The 26,128-nt window shown below is 37.5% G+C and carries 17 protein-coding genes; 3 read left to right on the forward strand and 14 right to left on the reverse strand.

Annotated elements, in window-relative coordinates; genetic code table 11:
* Nucleotides 1–16: 16 nt before the first annotated feature.
* The 8 genes from EM4838_RS12375 to spxA all read right to left on the reverse strand — a co-directional run bounded on the left by EM4838_RS12375 (nucleotide 17) and on the right by spxA (nucleotide 11,683).
* Nucleotides 17–298, reverse strand: coding sequence for a PTS sugar transporter subunit IIB (locus EM4838_RS12375; RefSeq protein ID WP_071866475.1), 282 nt, complete (start codon nucleotides 296–298; stop codon nucleotides 17–19).
* Nucleotides 295–2,334 (reverse strand): BglG family transcription antiterminator, encoded by a 2,040-nt coding sequence (locus EM4838_RS12380; RefSeq protein WP_071866476.1) that lies wholly within the window; start codon nucleotides 2,332–2,334, stop codon nucleotides 295–297. Before EM4838_RS12380 ends, EM4838_RS12375 begins: the two co-directional genes overlap by 4 nt.
* Nucleotides 2,335–2,631: 297 nt before the next feature.
* On the reverse strand, nucleotides 2,632–4,104 hold the full coding sequence (gene abc-f, locus EM4838_RS12385) for a ribosomal protection-like ABC-F family protein (RefSeq protein WP_071866477.1): 1,473 nt from the start codon (nucleotides 4,102–4,104) through the stop codon (nucleotides 2,632–2,634).
* 376 nt (nucleotides 4,105–4,480) lie between these two features.
* A complete protein-coding gene (locus EM4838_RS12390; protein WP_071866478.1) occupies nucleotides 4,481–5,509 on the reverse strand; it encodes a zinc-dependent alcohol dehydrogenase family protein in 1,029 nt (342 codons plus the stop codon).
* Between the two features lie 1,905 nt (nucleotides 5,510–7,414).
* Nucleotides 7,415–9,226 (reverse strand): oligoendopeptidase F, encoded by a 1,812-nt coding sequence (gene pepF / locus EM4838_RS12395; protein ID WP_071866479.1) that lies wholly within the window; start codon nucleotides 9,224–9,226, stop codon nucleotides 7,415–7,417.
* Nucleotides 9,227–9,357: 131 nt separating this feature from the next.
* The gene (locus EM4838_RS12400; RefSeq protein WP_071866480.1) at nucleotides 9,358–10,353 is read right to left on the reverse strand and encodes a competence protein CoiA; all 996 of its coding nucleotides are present in this window, start codon (nucleotides 10,351–10,353) and stop codon (nucleotides 9,358–9,360) included.
* Nucleotides 10,354–10,472: 119 nt separating this feature from the next.
* Nucleotides 10,473–11,123 (reverse strand): adaptor protein MecA, encoded by a 651-nt coding sequence (locus tag EM4838_RS12405; RefSeq protein WP_071866481.1) that lies wholly within the window; start codon nucleotides 11,121–11,123, stop codon nucleotides 10,473–10,475.
* Between the two features lie 161 nt (nucleotides 11,124–11,284).
* Entirely contained in the window at nucleotides 11,285–11,683 is a 399-nt protein-coding gene (spxA, locus tag EM4838_RS12410) for a transcriptional regulator SpxA (RefSeq protein WP_019723016.1), read from the reverse strand.
* 753 nt (nucleotides 11,684–12,436) lie between these two features.
* Here spxA and EM4838_RS12415 point away from each other — a divergent pair.
* On the forward strand, nucleotides 12,437–13,159 hold the full coding sequence (locus EM4838_RS12415; RefSeq protein WP_071866482.1) for an HAD family hydrolase: 723 nt from the start codon (nucleotides 12,437–12,439) through the stop codon (nucleotides 13,157–13,159).
* A gap of 137 nt (nucleotides 13,160–13,296) precedes the next feature.
* On the opposite strand, the gene EM4838_RS12420 is transcribed toward EM4838_RS12415, so the two are convergent.
* The 4 genes from EM4838_RS12420 to EM4838_RS12435 all read right to left on the reverse strand — a co-directional run bounded on the left by EM4838_RS12420 (nucleotide 13,297) and on the right by EM4838_RS12435 (nucleotide 21,565).
* Nucleotides 13,297–16,491 carry a DEAD/DEAH box helicase gene (locus EM4838_RS12420; protein ID WP_071866483.1) on the reverse strand — a complete coding sequence of 1,065 codons (3,195 nt, stop codon included), beginning with the start codon at nucleotides 16,489–16,491 and terminating at the stop codon, nucleotides 13,297–13,299.
* Nucleotides 16,492–16,509: 18 nt separating this feature from the next.
* Entirely contained in the window at nucleotides 16,510–19,641 is a 3,132-nt protein-coding gene (locus EM4838_RS12425; RefSeq protein WP_071866484.1) for an AAA family ATPase, read from the reverse strand.
* Nucleotides 19,642–19,647: 6 nt separating this feature from the next.
* On the reverse strand, nucleotides 19,648–20,766 hold the full coding sequence (locus EM4838_RS12430) for an exonuclease SbcCD subunit D (protein WP_071866485.1): 1,119 nt from the start codon (nucleotides 20,764–20,766) through the stop codon (nucleotides 19,648–19,650).
* A gap of 163 nt (nucleotides 20,767–20,929) precedes the next feature.
* Nucleotides 20,930–21,565: a lysophospholipid acyltransferase family protein gene (locus tag EM4838_RS12435; protein WP_071866486.1), complete on the reverse strand. Its 636-nt coding sequence runs from the start codon at nucleotides 21,563–21,565 to the stop codon at nucleotides 20,930–20,932.
* Between the two features lie 131 nt (nucleotides 21,566–21,696).
* Here EM4838_RS12435 and EM4838_RS12440 point away from each other — a divergent pair, with 131 nt between their 5' ends.
* A complete protein-coding gene (locus tag EM4838_RS12440; protein ID WP_071866487.1) occupies nucleotides 21,697–22,431 on the forward strand; it encodes a tRNA1(Val) (adenine(37)-N6)-methyltransferase in 735 nt (244 codons plus the stop codon).
* The gene (locus tag EM4838_RS12445; RefSeq protein ID WP_065096641.1) at nucleotides 22,421–22,708 is read left to right on the forward strand and encodes a GIY-YIG nuclease family protein; all 288 of its coding nucleotides are present in this window, start codon (nucleotides 22,421–22,423) and stop codon (nucleotides 22,706–22,708) included. Before EM4838_RS12440 ends, EM4838_RS12445 begins: the two co-directional genes overlap by 11 nt.
* A gap of 122 nt (nucleotides 22,709–22,830) precedes the next feature.
* On the opposite strand, the gene EM4838_RS12450 is transcribed toward EM4838_RS12445, so the two are convergent.
* Complete coding sequence (locus EM4838_RS12450) at nucleotides 22,831–24,762, reverse strand: acyltransferase family protein (protein ID WP_071866488.1); 1,932 nt, start codon at nucleotides 24,760–24,762, stop codon at nucleotides 22,831–22,833.
* A 640-nt stretch (nucleotides 24,763–25,402) separates the two neighbouring features.
* Nucleotides 25,403–25,573, reverse strand: coding sequence for a helix-turn-helix domain-containing protein (locus EM4838_RS17170; RefSeq protein WP_081355946.1), 171 nt, complete (start codon nucleotides 25,571–25,573; stop codon nucleotides 25,403–25,405).
* Nucleotides 25,574–26,128 lie beyond the last annotated feature (555 nt).

Raw genomic sequence — 26,128 nt, forward strand, 5'->3', positions numbered from 1 at the left:
TCCCCCAAAAAATTTTTTATAGTAATCCTTTTTGTCTACATGTCTCCGCTACTTTTTCTTTCAATTCATCTAGATCGATGATACTCTCCAATACGACGATTTCACCTAAATGTTGTGCGCTATCTGCTAAATCTCTACCAATAAAAAAGACATCTGCTAATTCTGGTGCTGCACTTCCTAGATCGTAATGAGCAACTTCCACTCCACTTACCCCTAGATCACTTAATACTGAATTGATATTCATCTCCACCATAAAACTTGATCCTAATCCTGAACCACATACTGCTGCAAATTTCATTTTTCATCTTCTCCTTCTTTGATCACATGGATGATTTCTTCTACATCTTTCGCTTCGAGTAATGACGTTAAACGTTCTTTATTCGACAAAATTTTCGTCAAGCTAGCTAAAGCTTTCAAGTGCATCTCGTTGTCCACCGCGGCTAGGCAGATAAATAACTGGATAGGATGCTTTTCATCATCGCTCAACAAGACTGGATCAGTTACCTTCAGTAAAGACATCCCAATTTCTTTTACGCCATCTTCTGGTCGTGCATGAGGTAAAGCAATTCCTTTTCCAATATGGATAAAGGGCCCATGTTCAATGACCTTTTCGATCATCGCCCCCACATACTTTTCTTCGATTTTATTGGTCGTTAACAAAGGCTGAGCTGCCTCGGTGATGGCTTCTTGCCATGTCAGTTGTTTGTCCGTAAATTGTATGGTTTCTTTTGTTAATAATTCTGATAACATTGGCCGTTGATCTTCCCTTCTGTTCAATTCTTTGTTTATTTTTCTCTCGACAATCTGTCGCAGTTTCCTCTTCGTCATGCCTTCTTTCAAATCAATATATGGAAAAATCACTTCCAAAATTTCTTCGATCGAATGCACACCTCTTCCTGAAACATAAAATGCTTGTTGGACCTTTTTGACTAATTCATTTTTTTCTAAAGGAGTCATGATGGGTTTCACAACATAACTGGTCACCGGTGTTTTTAGTGGGACACTGGAAAACACCATATCAATGTCTTCCGAAAAACGAAGCATCTGATATTCTTCTGTTGATCGTGCCGGCAAAAATTCGATTTGTGGAAATAGCTCTTGTAATTCCGATTCCATGATCAAGCCAGAGCTGATGCCACTAGGACAGACGATCATCGCCTTTAATCTTTGGTAATCATGTCGCTCCTTTTGTTTTCTGATCTCTCCACCAAATAAAATCGTAAAATAACCAATTTCTGTATCAGGAATCTCGCCAACTAATTGTTTGAGCGGATAAAGCGCTAAACGAGTCAATTCAAATAATTCTCGATATTGGGTTTTGATTTCATCGATCAACACATTATTCAATGTGAATCGATAGCGGATACGAAAATAAGCGGGAACAAGATGATAAAAGAAATTCATCAATAATTTCCGATAGTCCACAAAACGGACAGCGGATAAACGTTCCATCTCATGGATGACCTCTCTTGCACATTCCAATAAAAATTCTACAGAATGATCCTCGATATCGCCTTGTAAGACAGTCTTTAACAGCACAGTCAAATAACATTCTTCTTCTACTTGATTTTTGATTTGACCAAAATCTATTAAAAATTTTTTGCTTGCTTGATAGACATTCAAAGAGGTCAGCATCTCTTTGTCTTTTTCAGTTAGAAAAACTGCTTTTTTTGTGATCCGTGACAATAAAAAACTAATAAAATACAACATTTCCTCAAAACGACTAGGAACGATGATTAAATCAAATTCCTCTAAAATACGAAGCAGGCGGTCTCTCACCACAACATAATTCGTTCTAGAAATGCCATAGATCCCCTCAAAAAGTAACCAGTGGCCGTTCTTGGTGTCTGTTAGTACTCCTACAGTTGAATAAGCTAAGCGGCGAACATCAAGTTCAGCGCCATCTATGTAGAAGCCTTTTTTTCTAGAATAAATCAGGCGAATGTCTTCTTCTTGAAGTTTCATTCTTAAATTTCTGACATCTTTCAAAACTGTATTCTTACTTACATTGAATAATTCTTGAAAATAATAAACAGATAAGTCATCAACCATCGAAAAGGCAAGAAGATAGATCATGGCTTGTCTTTCCTCTTCCGAAAAATACAGTTCCTGTTTTGACACTTCAAAGAGGACTTCAGACCATCGTCGCCGAATCACCTCCGGAACCCGTACCTCCTCTCCAGAAATGTTTATTTTTTGCCCTAACTTTTTTTCACAAAAATGATTGATTTTTGTTAATTCTATTTTTAGAGTCTCTTCCTCCAAGTTCGTCAGTTTTATCAATTTTTGTCTGTTCGTTTCCTCAAACAGATAACTCAAGCGGTAATTGATCATTCCTGTCCCCCCATTTCAACTATAATGACTTTTCCTTGGAAACGCTATCACACTTCAGCGCAATTTGACTCGTGCTTTTTCCATTTCGATGGACCGAACAAAGTCAGTGGCGCATGCGTGTATTAAAATTAAAATAAAAAAGGTAACTCGCCAGAAATAAATTCTTACAAAAATAAACAGCGAAATCCAAAAATAGGAAAAACGATTTCCGGATTTCACTGCTTATTTCAGTTACCTATTTTTGGCACTCCCTTTGACGCTCGCTTAGCAACAACAGTAAACTCGTTTTATGCTGATTCAATCTCGTCGAATCAGTTTTCGATCCTTTATTTCATAGACTTGATCTGCCACTTGTTGAACAAAATAAGGATCATGCGACGTAAACAAAACTGTTCCGTGATATTGTTTCAAAAAATACTCTAGCGCATTCATTGTCCGCAGATCAATAAAATTAGTCGGTTCATCTAGAATCAATACATTTGAAGTCTTAGCAAACAGGGTTGCTAGTGACAGCCGTGTAGCTTCTCCTCCACTTAACGAACAAACTGATTGTTGGATAGCCTCCGGTGAAAAGCTTAAATGGTGAAGCATACTTCGGATCAAACTTTCTGGATATTCGGTCTGACGCATCATGTACTGTAGGACAGTCATATCTTCAACATAGTGATAATCCATTTGCTCATAGACAGCAAAAGTAATTTTTGGACTAAGCTTTATTCCATTGTTTTGCTGCAAGATATGACTGAGTAAACTAGACTTCCCACTCCCATTAGGACCAATAATCGCGATGTTTTTTCCTAGAGCAAAGGCAAAGTTAACTTCATCAAGCAGGATTTTTTCACCGTAATGGATCGTCACTGATTCACCTGCGATTGGGAACTTATTGTGTAAAACAGTTGTTTTTGTCTGCGGGAAATCAATCGGATGCTTTTTCTGTACTCTTGCGACTGCCGTTAATTTTTCTAAACGTTTCTCCATTGACTTCGCCGCTTTCATTATGCCTTTTTGACCACTTTCTTTTTGTTTTGTTCCTGCCAAACGGTCAGGTTTCCGACTATTTTTATTGCTTCTGCTTTTTTGATTGGAAGATTGTGCCATTTTTTTGGCTTGCTGCTCTTTTTTGATCATGCTGTTTTCTAATTTTTTACGTTCTCTCAAATAGTCATCATGCGCTCTTTCTTGAGCAATTACTTCTTGCTCTTTTTGCTTTAGATAGTCATCATAGTTCCCTTGATACTCATTTATCGTATGTCCCGATACTTCCCATATTTTGTCAGCTAATTCATTGAGAAATAAGCGATCATGGCTAACAAAAATTAAGGTTCCATAATAATACCGAAGTTCTTTAATCAACAATTGCACGCTTCGTTGATCTAAATGAGTCGTTGGTTCATCTAACAACAAACCTGGTGTGTACGTAGATAATACTTGCGCCAAACGATATTTCGCTTCTTCACCACCACTAAAGTGAGCCAGTTGATTGGGTACTCGGAAACGGCTGAGTAACTCAAAATCGATTTCTTCGACTGGATGCTGATCAAGGGTATCGATCTGTGCAAAATATTTAAAATCAACCCTTCGATCTATTCTTCCTTTTTCTGGTAGGATTTCTCCAGCTAATAATTTAAGTAACGTCGATTTCCCGCTACCATTATCTCCGACGATACCGATCCGCGCATTCTCATAAATCGCTTGCTCATTAATTGTTAACACTTCTTTTCCGTTATACGTAATCTCAATCTCTTTTAATTGCATTGCTAATGCTTCCATTGTTTGCACTCCTTTTGTGCAAATGAACATCCTTCTAACGGAAACACAAAAAAGAAGCAGCCTGTGAAAGACTGCTTCTTCAAGAATTTTGTCCATACTAAAAAAGCATAGAAAAACAGCAAAGTTCCCGTGAATTGTCATTTACAAGTTGTTTTTAAACGATTCAATTAATTGTTTAAAAATACTTGATCCAAATAAAACAACCACATGGCACATCGCTCCTTTTCTCTAATTACATTTATTTTATCATGATTGAAACCGTTTGACAAACGATTTTAAAAGCGTGACAGACATCAAATTTCTGAAAAACCATCCTTCAATTCTTGAAGGATGGAGAAAAGAATGATTTCCTCTCACTTGACGAACGGAGGAACCATCACATAACTAATAATGATTTGATTGCTTTTCGTTCATCCATTGCCTCATAAGCAGCTTGAACTTGATCTAATTCGAATTGTTGCGTAAAGACTTTACCTGGCTCGATTTTATTTGATAAGACTGCTTCTAATAGTGAAGCTCGGTCGTGAGTCGTCACAGCCGCAATCCCTCCGCGTAAGCCGATATTACGATAGAACAAAGCGTTCGTATCCAACTCATCTACATGCGGAACCCCCACACGTCCAACAACTGCACCTGGTCGCCCAACTTTTACTGCCGTTTCAACCGCTTGTTGCGTTCCTACACACTCTAACACTGCATCTGCGCCAGCACCTGTTAATTTCATGACCTCAGCGATTGCTTCTTCTCCACGAGCCGCAATGATATCCGTTGCTCCAAATGTCAAAGCTAGCTGTTGACGGTCTTCATGTCGACTCATCGCAATGATTTTTGATGCGCCTAACAATTTTGCTCCAATTACTCCGCATAACCCTACAGCACCATCTCCAATCACAACGACTGTATCTCCTTCTTTCACCTCAGCACTCACTGCTGCATGATAGCCAGTCGCCATCACATCCGCCAACGTAACAAAGGAATTTAACATATCATCGGAATAATCTTCTGGTTTACCAGGGATTTTTACTAATCCCCAATTTGCGTTGCGATAACGAATATACTCTGCCTGATAGCCTGTTGAACCTGAAGTATCTGATAAACAATCGCCATCAAACCCAGCTAAACAAGCCTCACATTCCCCGCAACCATGGGTAAAAGGCACAATCACAAAATCACCCGGTTGAACATTTGTAACACCTTCTGCTACCTCTTCTACGATACCAATCGCTTCATGTCCCGCAGCAGACCCTGGTTCTTTTTTAGAGATGCCACGATACCACCATAAATCAGAACCACATACACTTGCGCGTACCACACGAATGATTGCTTCATTCTCTTGGTTCAATTCTGGCTTAGGCATTTCTTTGATAGCCATCTTTCCTGGTTCTAAAAATACTGTTGCTTTCATCGCTTCCACTCCTTAGATTGATTGCTTCTAGTATATCCCCTTGAGCCAACTCCAAGTCAAATAAAAACAATTATAACCAATCTTTTACCAATAAGACGGAAGAAAATGAACTCGCTTTTATGTACTCACTATGGTATCATGACTTTGAAAAGAGAGCGTTGCATCAACAACTCTCTCTCCAGATAGCACCGTTTGACTGGTGGCTAGTTTATTTCAGTTACAAAAAATAACCGTTAAACCTTCCAAAGTTTAAGTGGCGGTTATTTTTTGTTGTCTTTGTCGTTGACGATCAAGACCAATGTTGCAAATGACAATGCAAACATCAATGCCTCAAACACAGACATGCTTATTCCTTTCTAGGAGAAAGCCACAGATCAACATAGGCATCACCTCTTTTCTTAAGGCTAGCCACCGCATCAACTTTACTATCTCTGTCAGTATACTATAAACCGAAAATCCAAACCTTAATTTTTAGATTTTTTTGTTATTTATTGTATTGCTATTTTAACCTCTTTTGTTTCTCTATCAGAACAAAAGAAATTGAACTCGCTTTTATGTACTCGCTATGGTATCATAGTTTTGAAAAGAGGAGCTTTATCACAGCTCCCCTTCAGATAGTATCGTTCAAAACAATGGCTAGCTTAATATTGATTCAAAAAATAACCGTTAAACCATCCAAAGTTTAAGTGGCGGTTATTTTTTGTTGTCTTTGTCGCTGACGATCAAGACCAATGTTGCAAATGACAATGCAAACATCAATGCCTCAAACACAGACATGCTTATTCCTTTCTAGGAGAAAGCCACAGATCAACATAGGCATCACCTCTTTTCTTAAGGCTAGCCACCGCATCAACTTTACTATCTCTGTCAGTATACTATAAACCGAAAATCCAAACCTTAATTTTTAGATTTTTTTGTTATTTTTTTATTGCTATTTCCACCTTTTTTGTTTTTCTATCAGAACAAAAGAAATTGAACTCGCTTTTATATACTCGCTATGGTATCATGACTTTGAAAAAAGAGCGTTGCATCAACAACTCTCTCTCCAGATAGCACCGTTTGACTGGTGGCTAGCTTGGTTAGTTACAGAAAATAACCGTTAAACTCGCCAAAGTTTAAGGAGCGGTTATTTTTTGTTGTCCTTGTCGCTGACGATCAAGACCAATGTTGCAAATGACAATGCAAACATCAATGCCTCAAACACAGACATGCTTATTCCTTTCTAGGAGAAAGCCACAGATCAACATAGGCATCACCTCTTTTCTTAAGGCTAGCCACCGCATCAACTTTACTATCCTTGTCAGTATACTATAAACCCAAAATACAAACCTTAATTTTTAGATTTTTTTGTTATTTATTGTATTGCTATTTTCACCTTTTTTGTTTTTCTATCAGAACAAAAGAAATTGAACTCGCTTTTATATACTCGCTATGGTATCATAGTTTTGAAAAGAGGAGCTGTATCACAGCTCCCCTTCAGATAGTATCGTTCAAAACAATGGCTAGCTTAATATCGATTCAAAAAATAACCGTTAAACTGGTCAGAGTTTAAGGAGCGGTTATTTTTTGTTGTCTTTGTCGCTGACGATCAAGACCAATGTTGCAAATGACAATGCAAACATCAATGCCTCAAACACAGACATGCTTATTCCTTTCTAGGAGAAAGCCACAGATCAACATAGGCATCACCTCTTTTCTTAAGGCTAGCCACCGCACAAACTATACTATCCCTGTCAGTATACTATAAACCGAAAATCTAAACCTTAATTTTTGAATTTTCATGTTATTTTTAACAGTAAAAACCGGAAAAGCGTTGAGTGAGAAACTCACACACTTTTCCGGTTTTTGGTAGTATCAGAACGAATCTAAAAAGATTCGATCAATAGATCACTCAACACACGATTTCTATAATTCTTCCACTAATGCTTCTAATTCATTTAATCGTTGTTCAAACACGGCCATTGCATCTTCAATATAAGCTGCTTGAGTCATGTCCACACCAGCTTTCTTCATTACTTCTACTGGATAATCGCTGTTTCCTGCTTTTAGATACGTTAGGTAAGCATCTAATGCGCCTGGTTCTTTCTCCCAGATTTTCTTCGCTAAAGCCGATGCAGCAGAAAATCCTGTTGAGTATTGATAGACATAATAATTATAGTAGAAATGTGGGATACGTGCCCATTCATCTTTGATTTCTGGATCTTTTTCAACAGCCGGACCATAATACTTAGCATTTAATTCGCCATAACTTTCACTTAGGTACTCACTCGTCAAAGGTGTTCCTTTTGCATCTTCTTGGTGCATGAAGTGTTCAAACTCTGCAAATTGTGTTTGACGGAAGATTGTTCCTTTAAAACCATCTAAATAATGATTCAAGACATAGGCACGAACCCGAGGATCTTCTTCGGTCGCTAATAAATGTTCGGTCAAAATATTTTCATTTGTTGTTGACGCAATCTCGGCTAAGAAGATTGAGTAATCGCCGTAGACGAAAGGTTGATTCGAACGTGTGAAATAGCTGTGGACACTATGTCCCATTTCATGGACCAAAGTGAATAGTTGATCCAACGTATCATGCCAGTTCATCAGAATGTAAGGGTTGGTATCATAACTACCAGAAGAATAAGCGCCACTACGTTTTCCTTTATTCTCGACTACATCAATCCAACGGTTTGAAAATGCTTCTTTTACGACAGCAAGATATTCTTCTCCCATTGGCGCAAGTGATTCGATCGCTTTTTCTACTGCTTCTTCATACGTAAATTTGATTGGTGCTTCACCTAATACCGGCGTATACAGATCATACATGTGTAATGTATCTACGTTTAATAGTCGTTTACGTAGTTCCATATATCGATGCAATAACGGCAAATGTTTGTTCACGACAGTAACTAAAGTATCATACACACTTTCAGGAATATGGTTATTGCTCAATGCGGCTTCTCTGGCAGAAGCATATTGACGTGCTTTTGCTTTGAAGTTGTGCCCTTTGATATGTGTTCCAAGTGTGGAAGCAAAGGTGTTTCTAAATTGTGCATATACGCTGTATAGCCCTTTGAAGGCCGCTTCACGTACTTCGCGATTGGTGCTTTCTAATAATTGACCATATACACCATGCGATAATTGGATCTTTTCACCATTCTCACCAGTGATTGTTGGGAACTCTAAATCAGCATTATTCAACACTGCAAAAGTACCACTTGAAGCACCAAAGATTTCTCCGGCTCCAGCAAGTAATGCCTCTTGATCTGCTGATAAAATGTGCGAGCGGTTATCAACCATTTGTTTGACATAATGACGATAAACTTCTAATTTTGGTTCTTCTTCAAAATATTGCCAAATTTGCTCATCAGAAAGTTGCAATACTTCTGGCTCATACCAAGCAATTGCTTCACTCACTTTTGAAAGTAAACTTCCAGCGCGAGCATACAATGCTTGATACGTCGTATTTGTCGTATCTTGGTCATTTTTTAAATGGGAATAGACATAAATAAGCTCAACTTTACGATACATTGTTAAGACAAATTCAAGCGCCTCCAAAAATGCTGTTGCTCCATTACCTAATGTTCCTTTATAATGCTCAGAATTTTTTAATTCTTCAGTCAATTCTTCGTACTTTTTATCAAATTCTTGATCGCTTGAAAAGATTGGTGTTAGGTCCCATGTCAATTTCTCAGGCAAATCTTCTCTATTTGGTAACTTCGTTGTTTCGCTCATCTGTTCCACTCCTTTTGTTCATCTTTGCAACTATGCTTTTCTGAATAAAAAATAATAGTTACTTTTTTACTTACTCTTTTGAGTTTATCATAACTCTTTCATGTTTTGTATATGGAATTCTTCACTGATTATTATTTTTGTACTAAACGTTTACACTCTTCATAAAATAAGCGATATATTTTTTCCTCATCAATCAAAGGAAATAACCACTCATTTTTATATTCCTTGATTTCCTGATACCACTTATCGAAAGAACTTGTTTTCTTATCACTCTCTTGGCATTTCATCTGTGAAAACAGCAAGCGATAAAAGAATACTTGTTCAGAAAAAAAGCAAAAGAAATCACTGTTTTCATAGATCCATGACTCAAGATAAAGCACATGCTTCTTTCTTAGGTAGCACTGTTCTTGTACTCCTAATACCTTTTTATTTTTTCGAATGATTTGTTTTGCTAACCAGTCTTTTGTTTTCACGGAAGGAGAGCTTGGCATTTTTCGTAATGTGCCACTTTCGACTTCTAATATCGTCAATAGTTCCTTTTCAAAAAAAGACCAAGAAAATCGTTCAAAGCTGATTTTCCCCGATAAATCTGTGAGGATCTGACTATATAAGTAAACCTTTTGCGTGGACCAGTCGATTTGCCAAAAGTGGAGCTGTCGTAAATCGTCGTAGTAGCAAAACTTTTTTTCTAAACTTAACCGATCGTTCTTTTTGAAAAATTTCATTCCTAATAGCCACCAAACAATGTACTCATTTGCTTTGTAATTGATCGTTCTTTCAATCATTCGCTCATAAGACAATGGAGAGCATTGGATCTCAAACGCATGATGACCAACCAAAATATCCGGACGTTGCATCAGTTGCGATAAATAACCTTCCATTTCTACTCTTGGATAACTCTTCTTCAGCCATTGAAAACATTGTGTTTTTAAATAAAGATGTTCTTTAGATTCCGCCTCACTAAACACTTGGCAGTCTGGAGTATCGCGATGAGAAAAATGGGCGACCCTCTTCATTCCTCTTTTTAAAAATACTTGATTCCCACATTTTGGACAATAGTAATCGCACTCTTTTGTTGCATCAGTTGCTAAAAAAACAGACCCTTCTTTGTCTTTGGCGAGCAGCATCGACTCACTCCCTTTCACTGGGTAAATACGCCAACAAAAAAAGTCTCAACGAATGTTGAGACCCTCGACAAAACATACCTAGCGATTTCGACTATCGCTAGGTATTTTTATCCTACGCTTTATTCAAAATAAAATTTTACTCGTTCCAGAGCATTACGTTCCATCAATTGCTGTCCGTATTCGTTCAATGCTTCAGGGGTTCGTGCACTTTTTTCAGCAAATTCTAAAATACGTGCATATTGATTTTCAACATCTGTTTGATTTAGATTTTCCATCCAAAAGTGAACAACTAAATAATAACGTTCTTCTAATTGGTATAGATCTGTCCAAGCAGATTCTAATTGAACATCATTCGCAAGCTGGATCACTTGCTCAAAATCACTGAATACAAAGATTGCTCGTTGTTCACTTGCAGTAGTTGATTCTGTTAAGTCGCTTTCCTCTTCATTCGCAAGCATTTGGCCTTGAAGAAACTCACTAACATCTGCGCTATTCAACGTCGATTCATTGTTTTGACCTATCTCTTCGTCTGGCATATTCTTACTGATAAACAGTTCTAGGCCATCCCCTTTTGGCAAAACTTGGAAAGTGACAGCTTCGCTACTTTGGAACTCCTCTTCAATATCCACTTCTTCTAAAATACTATAAAAAAAGTTTTCTATTTCTCTGTGGTTACCTAATAAATCTAAAAATGAGACCCCACGTTCTTCTAGATCCTCATGACCGATCATTACACGAATCGTATTCTCATTGATATGTTCCATTTCCATTTGCTACACCTCACTTTATCCCAACTATCCATATAGGTTAATTGTAGCGAAATAAGAATAAATGTAAAGAAAAAATCATTAAGTCCTCAAAAAACACAATCTATTTTAATAAAAAAAACTCAGGAAGACATCACATCCTCCTAAGTTTCATTCTGCGTTTTCTATAAACCAGCCATTAGCTGGGCTTGACGTAATTCTAATTGACGAACATCTCGTGGTAAGAAACGACGGATTTCATCTTCATTAAAGCCGACTTGTAGACGTTTGTTATCGATCATAATTGGTCTACGTAACAAACCAGGATTGTTTTGTACAAGCTCTAAAAGTTCTTGTAATGGTAACTCATCAAGATCCATATTTAACTTTTGGAAAACTTTTGAACGGGTAGAAATAATTTCTTCTGTTCCGTCTTCCGTCATTTGTAAAATTGCTTTTAATTCAGAACTATTAAGAGGTTCTGAAAAAATATTTCGCTCTACAAATGGAATCTGATGCTCTTGCAACCACGCACGAGCCTTTCTGCAGGAAGTACAACTTGGGGAAGTATATAGTGTTAACAACGTGCATCACTCCTTTTTGTGATTATAGCCACATTTTTGTAACAGAAGATCCTGAATATCTTCCATCTGTTTCTATTATACCTAATCAACATTTAAATAGCTAGCTTTTTTTAAAATTATTTTTTAAAAAAATGAAAGTTATCTAAGATAGATATACAGTTAAACCAAGGTTTCTACTTTATTATCAGTTAAAAAATTAGAGTTTTCAAATACTTTTACAATATTACAAACACATAACACAGCATCTAAAACTGTACTAATCTTTTCCAAAAGTAAAAAAATGAGAACGCTTTTTTCGCATTTAATGTTTTTTATTTATTTTAATAACAGACAATTTAAAAAACTCAGAAAATATGTAAAACTAATAAAATGTTGATTTTAGAGCCACAATAAAATTGATCTTACCCACAACCTCTTTGAAGAAGTGAAAAATCACTCGTTATCTTACACACTGACGTTATTTTATATTTTACTAATTTTATTTTTTCTGTATTAAAAAAACAAATTATCTTTTGTTCTATTTATTTTTACTATTATAATTCATTTGACAAAGTCGAAATAGATTTGTAGATTTCTTTATAATAAAATTAATTATTTTTAGTTAAAAAAACTAAAATACACAAACCTTATTCTGTCAAGTAATTAGAAATATAGTAATAAAAACCTTTAAATTCCAACGTTTTTCTTGGCTTTTTTTTGATACAATAAGCGAGGATTTGTGAAAAGATAGAATTTTGAAAGGCGTGTAATAATTTGATTAAATCAGTTGTATTTGATGTTGACGATACAATGTATGATCAGCAACAACCATTTAAGAATTCAGTTAAAAGTGTGGTACCTCAAGTAACAGAAGAAGATATGCATGGATTATATATGCGTTTCCGCCATCACAGCGATGAGAATTTTCCAAAAGTCATGGCTGGAGAATGGACACTTGATTATATGCGTGCACACCGCATTAGTCAGTCCTTGATCGATCTAGGTTATTCACCTATCTCTGATGAAAAATGCTTAGTTTTCCAAGAAGTCTACGAAGAGGAACTAGCAAATATCTCTCTTCATCCTGAAGTAAAAAAAACACTTGATTTTCTTAAAGAAAAAAATGTTCCATTAGGGATCATCACCAATGGACCAACTGATCATCAAACAAAAAAATTAAATCAACTTCAATTAACAAATTGGATTCCTGCTGATTGTATGCTAGTTTCTCAAGCAACTGGCTTTCAAAAACCAGAAAAGGAAATCTTCCAATTAGCCGAGAAAACTTTCAATATGTCACCTAATGAAACACTATACGTTGGCGATAATTACGAAAACGATGTGTTAGGTGCTAAGAGTGCCAATTGGCAGACGTTATGGTTCAATCACCGCAAGCGTTCCATCAACGAGCGTCCGGTGTGTGATGTAGAGATCAACGAATTCGATCAACTACTATCCGCTATAAAAACTGCTGTAGGAGAGGCTCAGCTTGTCTGATCAAATAAGCATCTGCGAATAAATAAACAAGAAAAAAACAAGGAAGATAACTGCGCAGATTTGCGAGGCTATCTTCCTTGGCTTATTTACTGTTTCCTGTATAGGAGAGTAATTACTCAATAAATGATCTTTACACTTTATTCGTCATTTTCACCAATACTTAGAATCAAACGAATATCGTCTTCTGTTAATTTCGTCAATTGTTCTTCGTTTCCTTGAATCACTTTTTGGAATAATTCCCGTTTTTCTTGCTGTAAAGAATCCATTCGTTCTTCGATTGTTCCTTCAGCAATCATTCGCCATACTTCAACAACATTTTTTTGTCCAATACGATGGGCTCTTCCAGCAGCTTGTTCTTCGATCGCTGGATTCCACCATAAATCATAAAGGATGACTGTATCTGCGCCAGTTAGATTTAATCCAGTCCCTCCTGCTTTAAGTGAAATAAGAAAGACATCTTTTTCACCCGCGTTGAAAGCATCGACCATGGTTAAACGATCTTGTGCCTTTGTACTTCCTCGTAAATAAAAGGTACTTAGCCCTAATTCAGCTAATTCCTCTTGAAGGATCGTCAACATACCCGTAAATTGGGAGAACAACAGGACACGACGGTTATTTTCTTTTGCAGCTAGTAATAAATCTTTTACTTGTTCTAACTTACCTGATCCACCTTGGTAGTCTTCTACAAACAAACGAGGATCACAACAAATTTGACGTAAACGTGTCAGTCCTGCCAAGATGCCGATCCGATTCTTTTTGAATGACTCTGAATCCATAGCTGATACTTCTTCACGCATTTGTCTCAAATAAGCAAGGTACACTGTTTTTTGTTCTTCCGTCAACGCAGAATAAAGATTCATTTCAGTTTTTTCTGGTAAATCTTTGAGAACTGTTTGCTTATCTCGTCTTAAGACAAAAGGTCGGATCATTTGCGCGATTTCATCTGTCGTCAATTCTCTAAAACGTGTCCGATTCGGAAAGAACCCTGGCATGATCGTAGCAAATAGTGACCATAGTTCTTCAAGGCTATTTTCGATTGGTGTCCCACTCAAAGCAAACCGCTGTGGAATATGCAACTCTCGTAAAGCTTGAGCAGTCTTTGTGCTGCTATTTTTCACCATTTGCGCTTCATCTAAGACTAAATAATTAATCGTCGATGATTGATATTCTGAAAGATCCTGACGTAAGCTCGCATAAGAAGTAACACGAATATCTACTTTTTCAGCTAACAAAGTTTCTCGCTCTTTCTTATTGCCATTGATCACTTGGACACTCAATGAGGGAGCAAATTTTTTCACTTCGGCTTGCCAGTTATAGATCAAACTCGCCGGTGCTACGATCAAGGCGTCCAATGAACCTTTTTCTTCTTTCTCCGAAAGCAGAAAAGCAATGGTCTGCAACGTTTTCCCTAGACCCATTTCATCAGCTAAAATGCCACCAAACTGATAATGACCTAACATTTTCAACCATTGGAAGCCTTGCTTCTGATAGTCTCTAAGCTCAGCTTGCAAATTCTTTGGTAAAGTAGCTTCGTAATTCGTAGGATTGATCAAGTCTTGAGTCATTTGTTGGAAAGAATCGCCAAAACTAGCATTACTTCCCGTAAATTGTTCTTTGATCATCAATCCTTGATTTTTTGGCACTTGGATAACGCCATCGTCTGAACGGATCGTATCTCTGAACTGTTGTAGGATTTTGCTTGTTTGTTGGAATTCTTCTGAATCAAACGATAATACCTGTCCACTTTCTAAGGTATAAAATGAATCATTTCTTAACAGACTCTGCAAAACATTGTCGATTTCATGCTCGTTGATTCCTGTGACATCAAAGCGGATATCTAGCCATGATCCTGTTTCTTCTACTTCGATCTGTGGTTGGTGTTTTTGTGCGTCTAGATATAATTCCCGTAATTTTTTTCCTATACGGACTTCTCCAAATTGACGAAAAACAGCTAATTCTGTCCGGAAAAACTGATACAATGCTTCACCTTCTGGTAATGGACGTTCGTAGCCCGTTTTATTTTTCCGGTAACGGTACATACGAAACAAATCAAGGACCCGCTGTTCTTGCGCCGTATCTCTCAATATTTCGGTAGTTTGCTCAGCAAGCGTTTCATGTCGTTCATCTGTGGAGAACACAACATCTCCATATACAAAATCGATTCTTGCTTGGATTTGCCCTTTCATTTTTTTAAAAACAAAGACAAACTCTACTGGAATATCTGCGACTTCTGCCGTCACTTCATCGTCAATAGCAACGGTTCCTATCTGATCTAAAAGTGGTAAAATTTCTTTAAATAAAGAAGACAATTCTTTTTTGTGAAAGGCAACTTCTGGCTCTTCAAAACGTTTCATCAGTTGTTTCCAAGTCAAATAGATCGTCTGTTGCTGCTTAGTCAAATGATAGATAGTACCTTGTCTGATCCCCCACTGGTAGTGAGACAAAAACAAATCAAAGTCACTTACGGCAGTCAGTTGATACTGTGTTTCTTTCTTCTTGACTTGAAAACTTAGCGGTTTCGCATCGTCTGAAAATTGGATGCCATGATAAGTTTGATCATTGATCTGTAGTTTCAAACGTGTCGATTGATTCATACGCTCTAACAAAGATTTCGACTGATCGATTGGCAAAAGTAAGTAACGCTTGTCTAATTTCCCTTTTACCAAGACACCGTTTGCGCCTAACAATGTTTGCGTCTGTGCAATACCTGCGAATAGATCCAGTAGTTGTTGATCTTCTTGTTGGAAAACTCGATGCTCTAAACGGAATTGATACTGCTTATTGACCGTATAGTTTTCCTCGTCCGTGTACGCCTGTAGAAACTCATAAATATTTTTTACGATGTATGTTTTCTTAGGTGTTTCTAAAAAGCCCACACGTAGATACACTGCCAAAATAGAAAGTTCTGGATGGTATTGATTGGTTTCGATCTGTTCGACATGATAATCGATCACTAAGGGTTGCAAGGATTTAGTAGAAGTCTTCCCTTTTAATCGGGCAAATCCTTTTGTCAATAGTTCTCCTTCACTGGTCTTTTTCGTCGGTTCGATCATTTTTTGATCTTTCTGCATGATACGAGAAAGTTGTTTCGATCGTAAATAAAGTTCTACTGCAACAGTGTGCTTGCAATAATGATGTTCTTCCCAGTATGGGCATTGACAGTAGTCGATTTCTTTTGCTGTACCATCTAAATCAACTAAATACAGCTCACTACCTAAAACCTCTGCATGCCACACATTTTCTTCTTGATCTGGGACAACCGATAACACACGGTCTTCTTGCAAATATTGACGCCCTCTTGCAATGACTTTTTCCGGAATACTCCATTTCATTGTTATCAATCTCCCTTCTTAACCAAAATGGTAGCGTATTTCACTCTGTCCACTACCTTTTGTATCAATTCGTATTTGTTGCAAGACACGTTCTTTCAACTCACGTACATGGCTGATGATCCCGATCATCCTGCCTTCGCTTTCAACTGTTTCTAATGCTTCCATCGCCATTTCCAAGGCTTCTTCATCCAGTGAACCAAACCCTTCGTCAATAAACAATGCTTCGATCGTGACCCCACCAGCTTGCGCTTGAATCACTTCTGCCAAGGCTAAAGCTAATGATAATGCAGCAATAAAGCTTTCGCCTCCGGATAAAGTATGCGATCCTCTGGTCGTTCCTGCTTCATCATCGTACACGTTGATCTCCAGACCAGTCTTTCCGCGGTAGCTACCGACTTCTTCATCTAATTCAAACTGATAGCGGCTTTTTGTCAATCGTATCAGATGTTCATTAGCGACTTGCAAGACTTCTTGTAAATAAACTTGCAAGACATAACGTTCAATGCTTGTTTTTTTAGGATTCTCGCCATTCATCGTCTGTGATAATTGTTGCAACTGGATCAATTCATCTAGTTGTTCCTGACTATTTTGATAACTTGTAGTAAATGCCATGATCACTTTCTGATTGGTTTTATACTCTTGTTGCAAGTGGTAGATCAATTGTTGTTGCTCTTCAATGTGTTGTTTGATTTTTTCGATTCGTTCACTCAACACTGTCAAATCTTGGGATTTTTCATCATAGGTGACATGTTCCAATTGTTCTAAGCGAGTGGAAAGAACCAACTGTTTCGTTTGATACTCCTTGATCGTTGTTTTTCTATTTTCGTATGTGACTGTTTCTTTTAACAACGCTGCTATTGCTTCTTGCGAAGAAAAGTCAGTGTGTTGCTCCAAGAAACTAGAGATTTTACGTTGTTCTTTTTTAAATTGAGCAGTTGTCTTTTCGATTTGTTCAGTCAACGTTTCGATTTTAGTCGTCAAAACAGCTGATTCTTGCTGGAGTTTCTCACCTTGGGCCACTTGCTCTTCTAATTCTTGCTTGCTCTTGCTCGACTGTTCGGCTAATTGATCAGCTTCTTTTGCTAAAGCATCAATGTCTTCTGTTCCTAATTGTTGACTCAATCCTGCCATCTCACCTTGGAGTCGTTGGATTTTTTCATTATGGAGCATTTGTTGAGCTTTGATCTGTTCACTTTGTTCTTTGTTGCTGGCTAGTTCTTCCATGACCCTGCCATGTGCTTCTTCTGCTTTTTTGATTTCCTTTAAACGAGCATTGAGGGTCTTTTCTATTTCCGCCAACCCTTGAACAATATCTTCTTGCACATCTATTTGGAAAATGGCTTTTAACTCTGTGTTCAAATAAATTGCTTGTTTCTCCAACTGTTGACACGTTTCCATTTGTTGCTGGCTTAAACGATCAAGCTGTTGTTTGATTTCTTCGATTTCTGCTTCTTTTCGACCAATTTCTTGATGCGTTTTTTCGATCGATTGTTCTGCTTGGACCATTTTTTCTTCAAGTACAGCTAAGTTTTCCTGCACTGATTCACGATTATCCGGTGTCAATGGATGCTCCGTTGCACCACACACTGGACAAGGTTCACCAGATATCAATAGGGTTTGTAAATAAGTAATTTGTTGCTTTGCCCAGTCGCTTTTCCATTGATTGAACTCGTGTGTTTGTTGTTCAAGTAATTGTTGTTTTTCTACCAATTGCTCTGTTGTTTGTTCAAAGTACTGATGATTTTTCACTAGTTCTTTGTCAAGGTGATCAAGGTGTTGCTGTTGTTCACAGTAACGTTCCCCTTCTAAACGTAACCGTTCATAAACCAACTGTTTTTCTTGTAGTTCCCCTTGTGTTGCTAAAACGGTTTGACTCGTTTGTTGTCTTTCTTGAAGGATCAATTGCTGATCTGCCAGTTGTTGGATTTCTTGCTGTAATTCACTGACTTTTTTTTCCATTACGGAAAGTTCCAATTGTTTTTCTCTAAAGGTATCAGCCACTGGGATCAATCGTTGCTTTTCTTGGAGCGTTTGACTCATTTTTGCTATTTTTTGTTCGAGATTTTCTCGTACGTCCGCCTGTTCTTGCCATTTCTGCAAATCACTTGCCACCTTATTGAACGTAATAATTAGTTGCTGTTTTTCACTTTTCTGTGTGGTAAGTGATTCTTGGTATTCTTGGCTACGTTCAAGCGGGGTGCGCAATTGCTGAGCAACTTCATAATGAGAAACCCATCTTTGGTGCTCTTCGATCACTTGCTGTTGCTCATTGAGCGCTTGTTGTTCTGCCAATAATTGTTGCTTTTCTTCATAAGCAGATTTTTGATTTTTCCCTTGATAGTAATCTGTCTCGCTGATTTTTTGTTCTTCTTTCAGTTGCTCTAATACTTCTTGCTCTGATACGAGCCTTGTTGAAATTTGATTTTGATACTCTTGCCACTCATTGATCACTGTCTCAAAAGATTGTAGACCAGCCGATTGCTTCTCCTCATAGGAACTAAATTGTCTTTGCAATAAGACTAATTCTTGCTCCAAATGATCCAGTTCTTTTTGCTTGTTCTTGGCTTTTTCTTTCAATTGTTCGGTGAATCGTTGAAAGAATTGTGTACCGAATAAGTTACGTAAAACTGTTTCTTTTTCACTACTAGAGGAAATCAAGAAATTCCGAAATTCTCCTTGCGGCAGTAAGACGATCTGTGAAAATTGCTTCGCATCTAAATTCAATAGTTCTTTGATTTCTTGATCGACTTCACTCCGTTTTGTTAATTGTCGAATTTCTTTTCCTTTTTCATCAAAGATCGTTAAACTTACTTTTGCCGTCTGTTTTCTCATGCCCTCACCCTTGCGTTTAGCTAACAATTGTTCAGGCTTACGTTCGACTTCATACCGCAACTGTTGATGTTCAAACGAAAAAAGGACACTCGTTTCGTCTTCAGGTGTCGCAAATAATGACCGCATCTCTTTGCCAGACCGCAACCTTCCAGATGTTTCTCCAAAAAGCGCATAGGTCATCCCATCAAAAATCGTTGTTTTGCCAGCCCCTGTTTTTCCTGTAATCAAAAACAAGGCCGCTTGGGTCAATTTTGAGAAATCAATCGTTTCATCGATAAATGGGCCAAAATTTTTCAATCGTAATGTCTGTGGTTTCATACTTGATCATTCCGTTTCTGTGAGTTCTTGCAACGTTTCTTCTAACCAGCTCATTTGTTGTTCTGTCATTGGCTCACCCACCATTTCAGTAAAGAACGTTTCCGCGAGTTTTTTTGGTTGCTTGATTTCAAGTGTCTGTCGTTTGCTTGTGGAACGATGCCGTCCATTGACACGTTCGACACCAAGTATTCGAGGATAGATTGCTCGTAATTGGTTCATCATGTTAGGAATAACTGCGCGATCTTTTAAATAAATCTGCAAATAATTTTCTCGGTTGATCGTATGGTAAAAACTTGGGTCTAATAATTCTTTAAAACTAGCAGTTACTTCAGCAATATCATACAAAGGTGTGATTTCTTGAAAATCCAACACCAAGGTGTCAGTTAGATCAACGATCCAGACACCTTTTTTCTGATTGATCTCTGAAAGTGAGAATTTAAGTGGCGAACCACTGTATCTAGCATTTTCTTGCTGCAAGGCTGCTTGATTATGAAGATGTCCTAAAGCGACATAATCAAATGGCTCCAATAGACCGCCTGGAATCGCATCTAGTCCACCCACTTCGATTTTTGTTTCTGAATCTGATTTCTTACTACCTGTCACAAAAAAGTGACTGACTAGCACCTGTTTTTTTGCAGGATCAAAAGCGAGTTGCATCTGGTCAACCACTTTTTCCATTGCTTGTTGGACCGTACGGATCGTATCATCTTCAAAATAACTTCTAGCGGAGATTGGTTCAAAATAAGGCAATAAGAAAAATTGAGTATTTTGATAGTCGATAGGTTGGAAAGATTCAGCAAATCGTGTGTGTAAAAAGAATTTTGTTTGGCTGAACCATTCCGTGCCAGCAGATAATCGAACACTACTATCATGGTTTCCTGAGATAGCGAAAATCGGGAATTTTTCGTTCAGGTTCCAGTCGATCATCAACCGATTGAACATCTCTACGGCTTCTACGGCTGGGATACTTCGATCATAGAGATCACCTGCAATAACGATTGCATCCACTTTTTCCTTTTTCGCAATCGTTAGAATCTCAGATAGTACATGTTCTTGCTCTTTAAGTAAATCATAGCCCTGCAATTTTTTTCCTATATGCCAATCTGCTGTATGTAAAAAACGCATCTCATCACCTCAAAAAAATATCCTTCTTACTATTATAACACTTCCATCAAGGACATGACAGCTAGAATCACTTGCAAAAAGGCGGTTTTATAACAAAAAAAGCGATAAAGAAGCGGTGTCTTAGACAATCCGTTTCTTTTATCGCTCATCGAATAAAGAACAATTATTCTGTTTCATTCTTTTTTATGATCTCATATTTAAAATCAGGATTTACTTCCTTGTCTAGTTTATCAAATGCAGCTTGTGTGCGTCGCTCGATTTCTGCCATTCCTTCCTTGTCAGTTTTTTTGATATCTGACAAGTCGATCGGTTCACCAAAGCGAACAATCACTCGTTTGCGTTTGAATAGATCACCTAGCGTGAGAGGACCTTGATACACAGCTGGAACGATTTTTACTTTGGCCATTTTGGCTATTAACGCCATTCCACCTTTCAACTCGGTCGCATGTCTTGTCCCACTTGGAAACATGATCAATCCTAGATCGGTTGATTTTAGAATCTTGACAGGTGTCTTGATCACACTTGGTCCCGGATTGTCTCTTTTGACTGGGAAAGCATTCGAACGTGTTAAGATGAATCGTAAAACAGGTTTTTTGAACAATTCTTCTTTCGCCATAAAACTAAACGATTTAGGTGATGCAGCAACAGCGAGATACAACGGGTCCCACCAAGTGCGGTGTGGTGCAACAAGTATGTAATTCTCGTCTTTTGGTAAGACTTCTTTATTTTCATAACGGGCATTGCCATTGATAACAGCTAAAATCACTTTAACGAGCCCGCGCATAAATCGATAGAACATATCCTCTTCCTTTCTTTGCTTCTCGTTCCTATAGTATGCCTAAAAAAGACCGATTTGACAAGTTCTCTTGGTTCTTTTGAACAAAAATAGTATACTACATACGATTAGTTTTTTCATTTGGAGGGAATTAGATGCTTCACGAACATGAACGTATTGACCAATTATATGCAAAAGATATTAAGATTATCCAAAGTTCCCAAGTTTTTTCCTTTTCTTTAGATGCCGTATTGCTTGCTCATTTTGCTCGTGCGCCAAAAACAGGACAAATCGTTGACCTTTGTTCGGGGAATGGTGCTGTCGGACTATTTTTAAGCAAACAAACACAGGCAAAGATCGATGCGATCGAACTACAGCCACGCCTAGCCGACATGGCCCGTCGGAGCATTTCATTGAATCATTTAGAACAACAAATGACCGTGCATACGATTGACTTAAAAGAAAGTTTAACGGTTGTCAGACACAACTCTTGTGACTTAGTCGTCTGTAACCCCCCTTACTTCAAAGGCTTACCTACAAATAAAAAAAATCCAAATGAGCATCTAGCAATTGCCCGACATGAAATCCATACAACGTTGGAAGAAGTGATCCAAATCTCCGGCAAGTTATTAAAAACAAATGGTCGCTTGGCTCTGGTACATCGTCCAGAACGCTTCTTAGAGATTTTGACTCTTATGCAAACCTATCAGATTGCACCGAAACGTGTTCAGTTTGTTTATCCTAAAGTAGGCAAGGAAGCAAATATTTTATTGATTGAAGGAATCAAGCAGGGAAAAGCCGATGGTTTCAAAGTTTCTCCACCTTTATTCACCTATGATACGCAAGGTGAGTATACCCCCGAACTTCGTGAGATGCTTTATGGAGAATAACCATTACTTTTATGTGTTGCACTGCCGAGATAATACGTTCTATGGAGGATATACCACCGATTTGGCTCGTCGTTTACAAGAACATAATAATGGTACAGGCGCTAAATACACACGTTTGCAAAAGAGACGTCCTGTAAAAATGATCCATGCAGAAGGATACGCTACAAGAAGTGAAGCCACAAAAGCCGAAGCCGCGTTCAAAAAACAAACACGCCGGCAAAAAGAAACCTATTTGAAGACACATCCTTCTCTTTCTTTACCTGATCAAACGGAGTAAAAAGAATTTTAGAGAAAAAGAATGCCTCAACGAAAGATCGGAGAACGATTTTCGTTGAGGCATTTTTTTGTAAGAGTTATCCTACTGCTCAGGTCAAAACATTGCTGTCACAACCTCAGTTTTTATTCACTCACTTGAGTACTATCAGATAGAGTGTCGCTCGTACTAGTCGAAGAAGTCTCACTCGTTTTGCTTGTCTCTGATTCTTTTGTTCCACCTAATAGTGCTTCACTGACTAGATGGATATAATTCAGCATACCATCTGGATTTGGATGGACTTGATCGTCATAGAACCATTCACTGTGACCATTACTATAACCGTACCAATCGATCACTGTCATGTTGTCATATTTCTTTTCCATTTCTGTGAGCATGGCATTGACTTCATTTTGCCAGCGCTTCGTTGGTACGCGAACATTGACCCAGTAAACTTTACGATCCCCGATCGCGTTCATCAAGCTATCAAATTGCGCCTCAGAAAAAGAGCCATTTGTTCCTAACCCAATTAATACCGTATCTTTCAATAGATCCCTATTTTTCAATTCTTCGATATAAGGAAGGCTTGTGTAGAGTTGACGACCGACATCACCATCTACAACTACTTGCGGATATAGTTCTTTTAAATCTGCCGCAGCATCTAACATGACCGAATCACCAAATGCAGTCAGCTCTAGTTGTTGGGCTTTTTCCCCTTGCGCTTTGGTCAAATCATATTTATCCAAAATCGCTTGGTCGATAGGTGCTACATTATTGCCTTGATTATTCTGACTTTTTTCAGCTAGTTTTTTACTTTCAGCAATATTCTTTTGTAATTGCTCTTGGTCCGCGGTCACAGCATTTTTAGGTGCAGTGACGAACCCGACTAAGGCAATCGCTACGACTAAGGTTCCAGGGACCACCCATGGCTTTTTCCAACTGAAAATAGGTTTGGTGAACCAGCCTTTGACGACGCGAACCGTTTGGCTATAATCAAAGCGTGCCAACGGACGTTCGATAAAGCGATATGACAGTTCACTGATCAATAAAATCAACGTGATCTCAATGACCGTGTGTAATAACACATGATCAGCGATACCTGATACTTTCGCTTCGTAAAAAATCATTACCGGAAATTGGTACAAATAGATCCCATAACTTCGTTTACCGATCCAACTAAAGACCGGATTCGTCAACCAGCGATTCAAGCTCGCACCTGGATGCGCTGTGACTGCCACAAGAACCATACATAAAAGACTGACTAAAAAGAACCCGCCATAATAGATAAAGCTCAAATGGTCATCTAAGAAAAAGAAAAAGAGTATCAACGTGATCAATGAAGTAAAACCCGCTAAATTCAATACTTTCTTTGCTTGTTTAGGGATATTTTTCTTTAATCGCGTACTTGGCCAAACAAAAGCCAATGCACTACCCATCCAAATCGAGAACAAGCGAGTATCTGTCCCATAATACACACGGGTAGGATCGCCATTTGGCGAGTATAGCACCATCATCAAAATCGCTGATGCAATAGCTGTACCCATAATGACATAAAAAATATTTTTTTTCTTACGGACAAATACCATCAGTAATACAAAGATGATCGGCCAGATCAGATAGTTTTGCGCCTCTACTGCTAAGGACCAAATATGGGTAAATGGCGACTCATTTGCAAAACGATCAAAATAGGATAATCCATTATTGATCTGCCACCAGTTATTAACATAGAATAAACTGCTGAGTACAACGCCCCGAAGATTATTCAACAATCCTCGCTGGAATAGCGTAATATATGCTGAAGCAGTAATAAGCAAGAAAACGAGCCCAGGATACAATCGTTTCATTCGTCGAACATAAAATTGCCAAATATTGATTTTACCATTTTGGTCCCACTCTTGTCGTAATAGATCGGTGATAAGATAACCTGAAACGACAAAAAATATCGGAACTCCGAGGTAACCACCCTTCATACTTGTTGGCAACAAGTGGTATAAAATAACTCCGATGACCGCTAATGAACGAATCCCATCGAAGCCCGTGATATACCGGCTATTTTTTAATCTTTTTTGTTTTTCCATTCAATATTCCAACTTTTCATAAACTTTTTTCATTCGTAATATACGTGCATTACCAAAAAATAGCAAGCAAAAACTTCATAAAAGTTGCCACTTTATACTATAATCCCATAGTTCATCAAAAAAGGACACATTTTTAAGTAACTTTAACAAAATTTCAAATATAACAAGTTGACTAATCGTTACTTGAATAGGGTTTCATTATTTTTTTATTTATTTTCGTTGATGAACGAGAAATACTTGAATGATTTCTACTCTTATCATGGATAGACATCTGGAATAGCCATTTAAAAATTTGGACTCCCCAAAAAAAAGGAATCAATAAAAGCTATTCTGCTTTACTTGATTCTTATCGGAACATTGTAAATAATCGAAACATCTATGCTCCCTAGTTCTAATCACTCTAACACTCCTTTTCTATGATCACTTTAATAACTCATTCATACTTATTATGAAAAACATCACCTGTCCTTTAGCAGACAGATGATCGTTCTCTTTTGTGTCATATGTAATATAAATCATATAGTATGCTGAAGAGCTAGTGGTGCCAGATCCCAGTTCGGAGTTTTTTAATGGAGTTGAAATCTCATTTAATACAATTTCATATAAATCTTTTGGAAGTTTTAAATGATAACTAGTCTGCTCACCTAATATAGTAGAAATCCATAAAAAATTTCCTTATTGCCCCCTCATCTCCACTAATATTGATAGGATTTAATTCTAAAGTTAAATTATATTCAATAAGTACAGGTTCAATCTTCGATAATATTATACGAAATGTACTTTTAGAATAATTATAAAAAAGCTGCTTCATCTACTTTTCTCAAATTACCATAAAATATATCATTGATTACTTTAAAAAGAACCTCATTTCCAAGTAATTTCGCTTTCTTTTTTCGATAAATAATTCGATCTACTTCTTCAAATCTATAACCTGTACGTTTTACCAAAAAGTTTAAAGAGGATCCAAAATAATCCTTTAAATCCAGAACATCTTTTAATAATCTGATTATTAATAAATCTCATTTGAATGTTCCGCATAACCCCCTCTTATTTATCCTTATTCTTAAATCGTAATTACTATATACTGGAAGAGGCTAATTTATCAAGTTTTTTACCTTTTATTACCAGAAAGGAAAATTAGAGTGTACCCTAAATAGACACTGGCAGTTTATTGTTATTCTCCTTTTTAAATGATAAATTTTTCCAGTTTTATTTGACATACTTTCCTTGGTAGATTAGGTCTCGCTGAAACATTTATGTAAAAAATAGTGGTAGTAGACCGAGTGGTAATCTGATAATCAAATTATCGTTCGGTCTACTACCACTATTTTCTGTACGGATGTTCCAGTAAAGCCACTCTCTTTAA

Origin of the sequence: Enterococcus mundtii (assembly GCF_002813755.1) — a bacterium.
Lineage (GTDB): Bacteria > Bacillota > Bacilli > Lactobacillales > Enterococcaceae > Enterococcus_B > Enterococcus_B mundtii.

Excerpts from the sequence above, each read along its gene's own strand:
- EM4838_RS12375 (WP_071866475.1), bottom strand. The coding sequence starts at position 298 with ATGAAATTTGCAGCAGTATGTGGTTCAGGATTAGGATCAAGTTTTATG.
- EM4838_RS12380 (WP_071866476.1), bottom strand. The coding sequence starts at position 2,334 with ATGATCAATTACCGCTTGAGTTATCTGTTTGAGGAAACGAACAGACAA.
- abc-f (WP_071866477.1), bottom strand. The coding sequence starts at position 4,104 with ATGGAAGCATTAGCAATGCAATTAAAAGAGATTGAGATTACGTATAAC.
- EM4838_RS12390 (WP_071866478.1), bottom strand. The coding sequence starts at position 5,509 with ATGAAAGCAACAGTATTTTTAGAACCAGGAAAGATGGCTATCAAAGAA.
- pepF (WP_071866479.1), bottom strand. The coding sequence starts at position 9,226 with ATGAGCGAAACAACGAAGTTACCAAATAGAGAAGATTTGCCTGAGAAA.
- EM4838_RS12400 (WP_071866480.1), bottom strand. The coding sequence starts at position 10,353 with ATGCTGCTCGCCAAAGACAAAGAAGGGTCTGTTTTTTTAGCAACTGAT.
- EM4838_RS12405 (WP_071866481.1), bottom strand. The coding sequence starts at position 11,123 with ATGGAAATGGAACATATCAATGAGAATACGATTCGTGTAATGATCGGT.
- EM4838_RS12420 (WP_071866483.1), bottom strand. The coding sequence starts at position 16,491 with ATGAAATGGAGTATTCCGGAAAAAGTCATTGCAAGAGGGCGTCAATAT.
- EM4838_RS12425 (WP_071866484.1), bottom strand. The coding sequence starts at position 19,641 with ATGAAACCACAGACATTACGATTGAAAAATTTTGGCCCATTTATCGAT.
- EM4838_RS12430 (WP_071866485.1), bottom strand. The coding sequence starts at position 20,766 with ATGCGTTTTTTACATACAGCAGATTGGCATATAGGAAAAAAATTGCAG.
- EM4838_RS12435 (WP_071866486.1), bottom strand. The coding sequence starts at position 21,565 with ATGTTCTATCGATTTATGCGCGGGCTCGTTAAAGTGATTTTAGCTGTT.
- EM4838_RS12440 (WP_071866487.1), top strand. The coding sequence starts at position 21,697 with ATGCTTCACGAACATGAACGTATTGACCAATTATATGCAAAAGATATT.
- EM4838_RS12445 (WP_065096641.1), top strand. The coding sequence starts at position 22,421 with ATGGAGAATAACCATTACTTTTATGTGTTGCACTGCCGAGATAATACG.
- EM4838_RS12450 (WP_071866488.1), bottom strand. The coding sequence starts at position 24,762 with ATGGAAAAACAAAAAAGATTAAAAAATAGCCGGTATATCACGGGCTTC.
- EM4838_RS17170 (WP_081355946.1), bottom strand. The coding sequence starts at position 25,573 with ATGAAGCAGCTTTTTTATAATTATTCTAAAAGTACATTTCGTATAATA.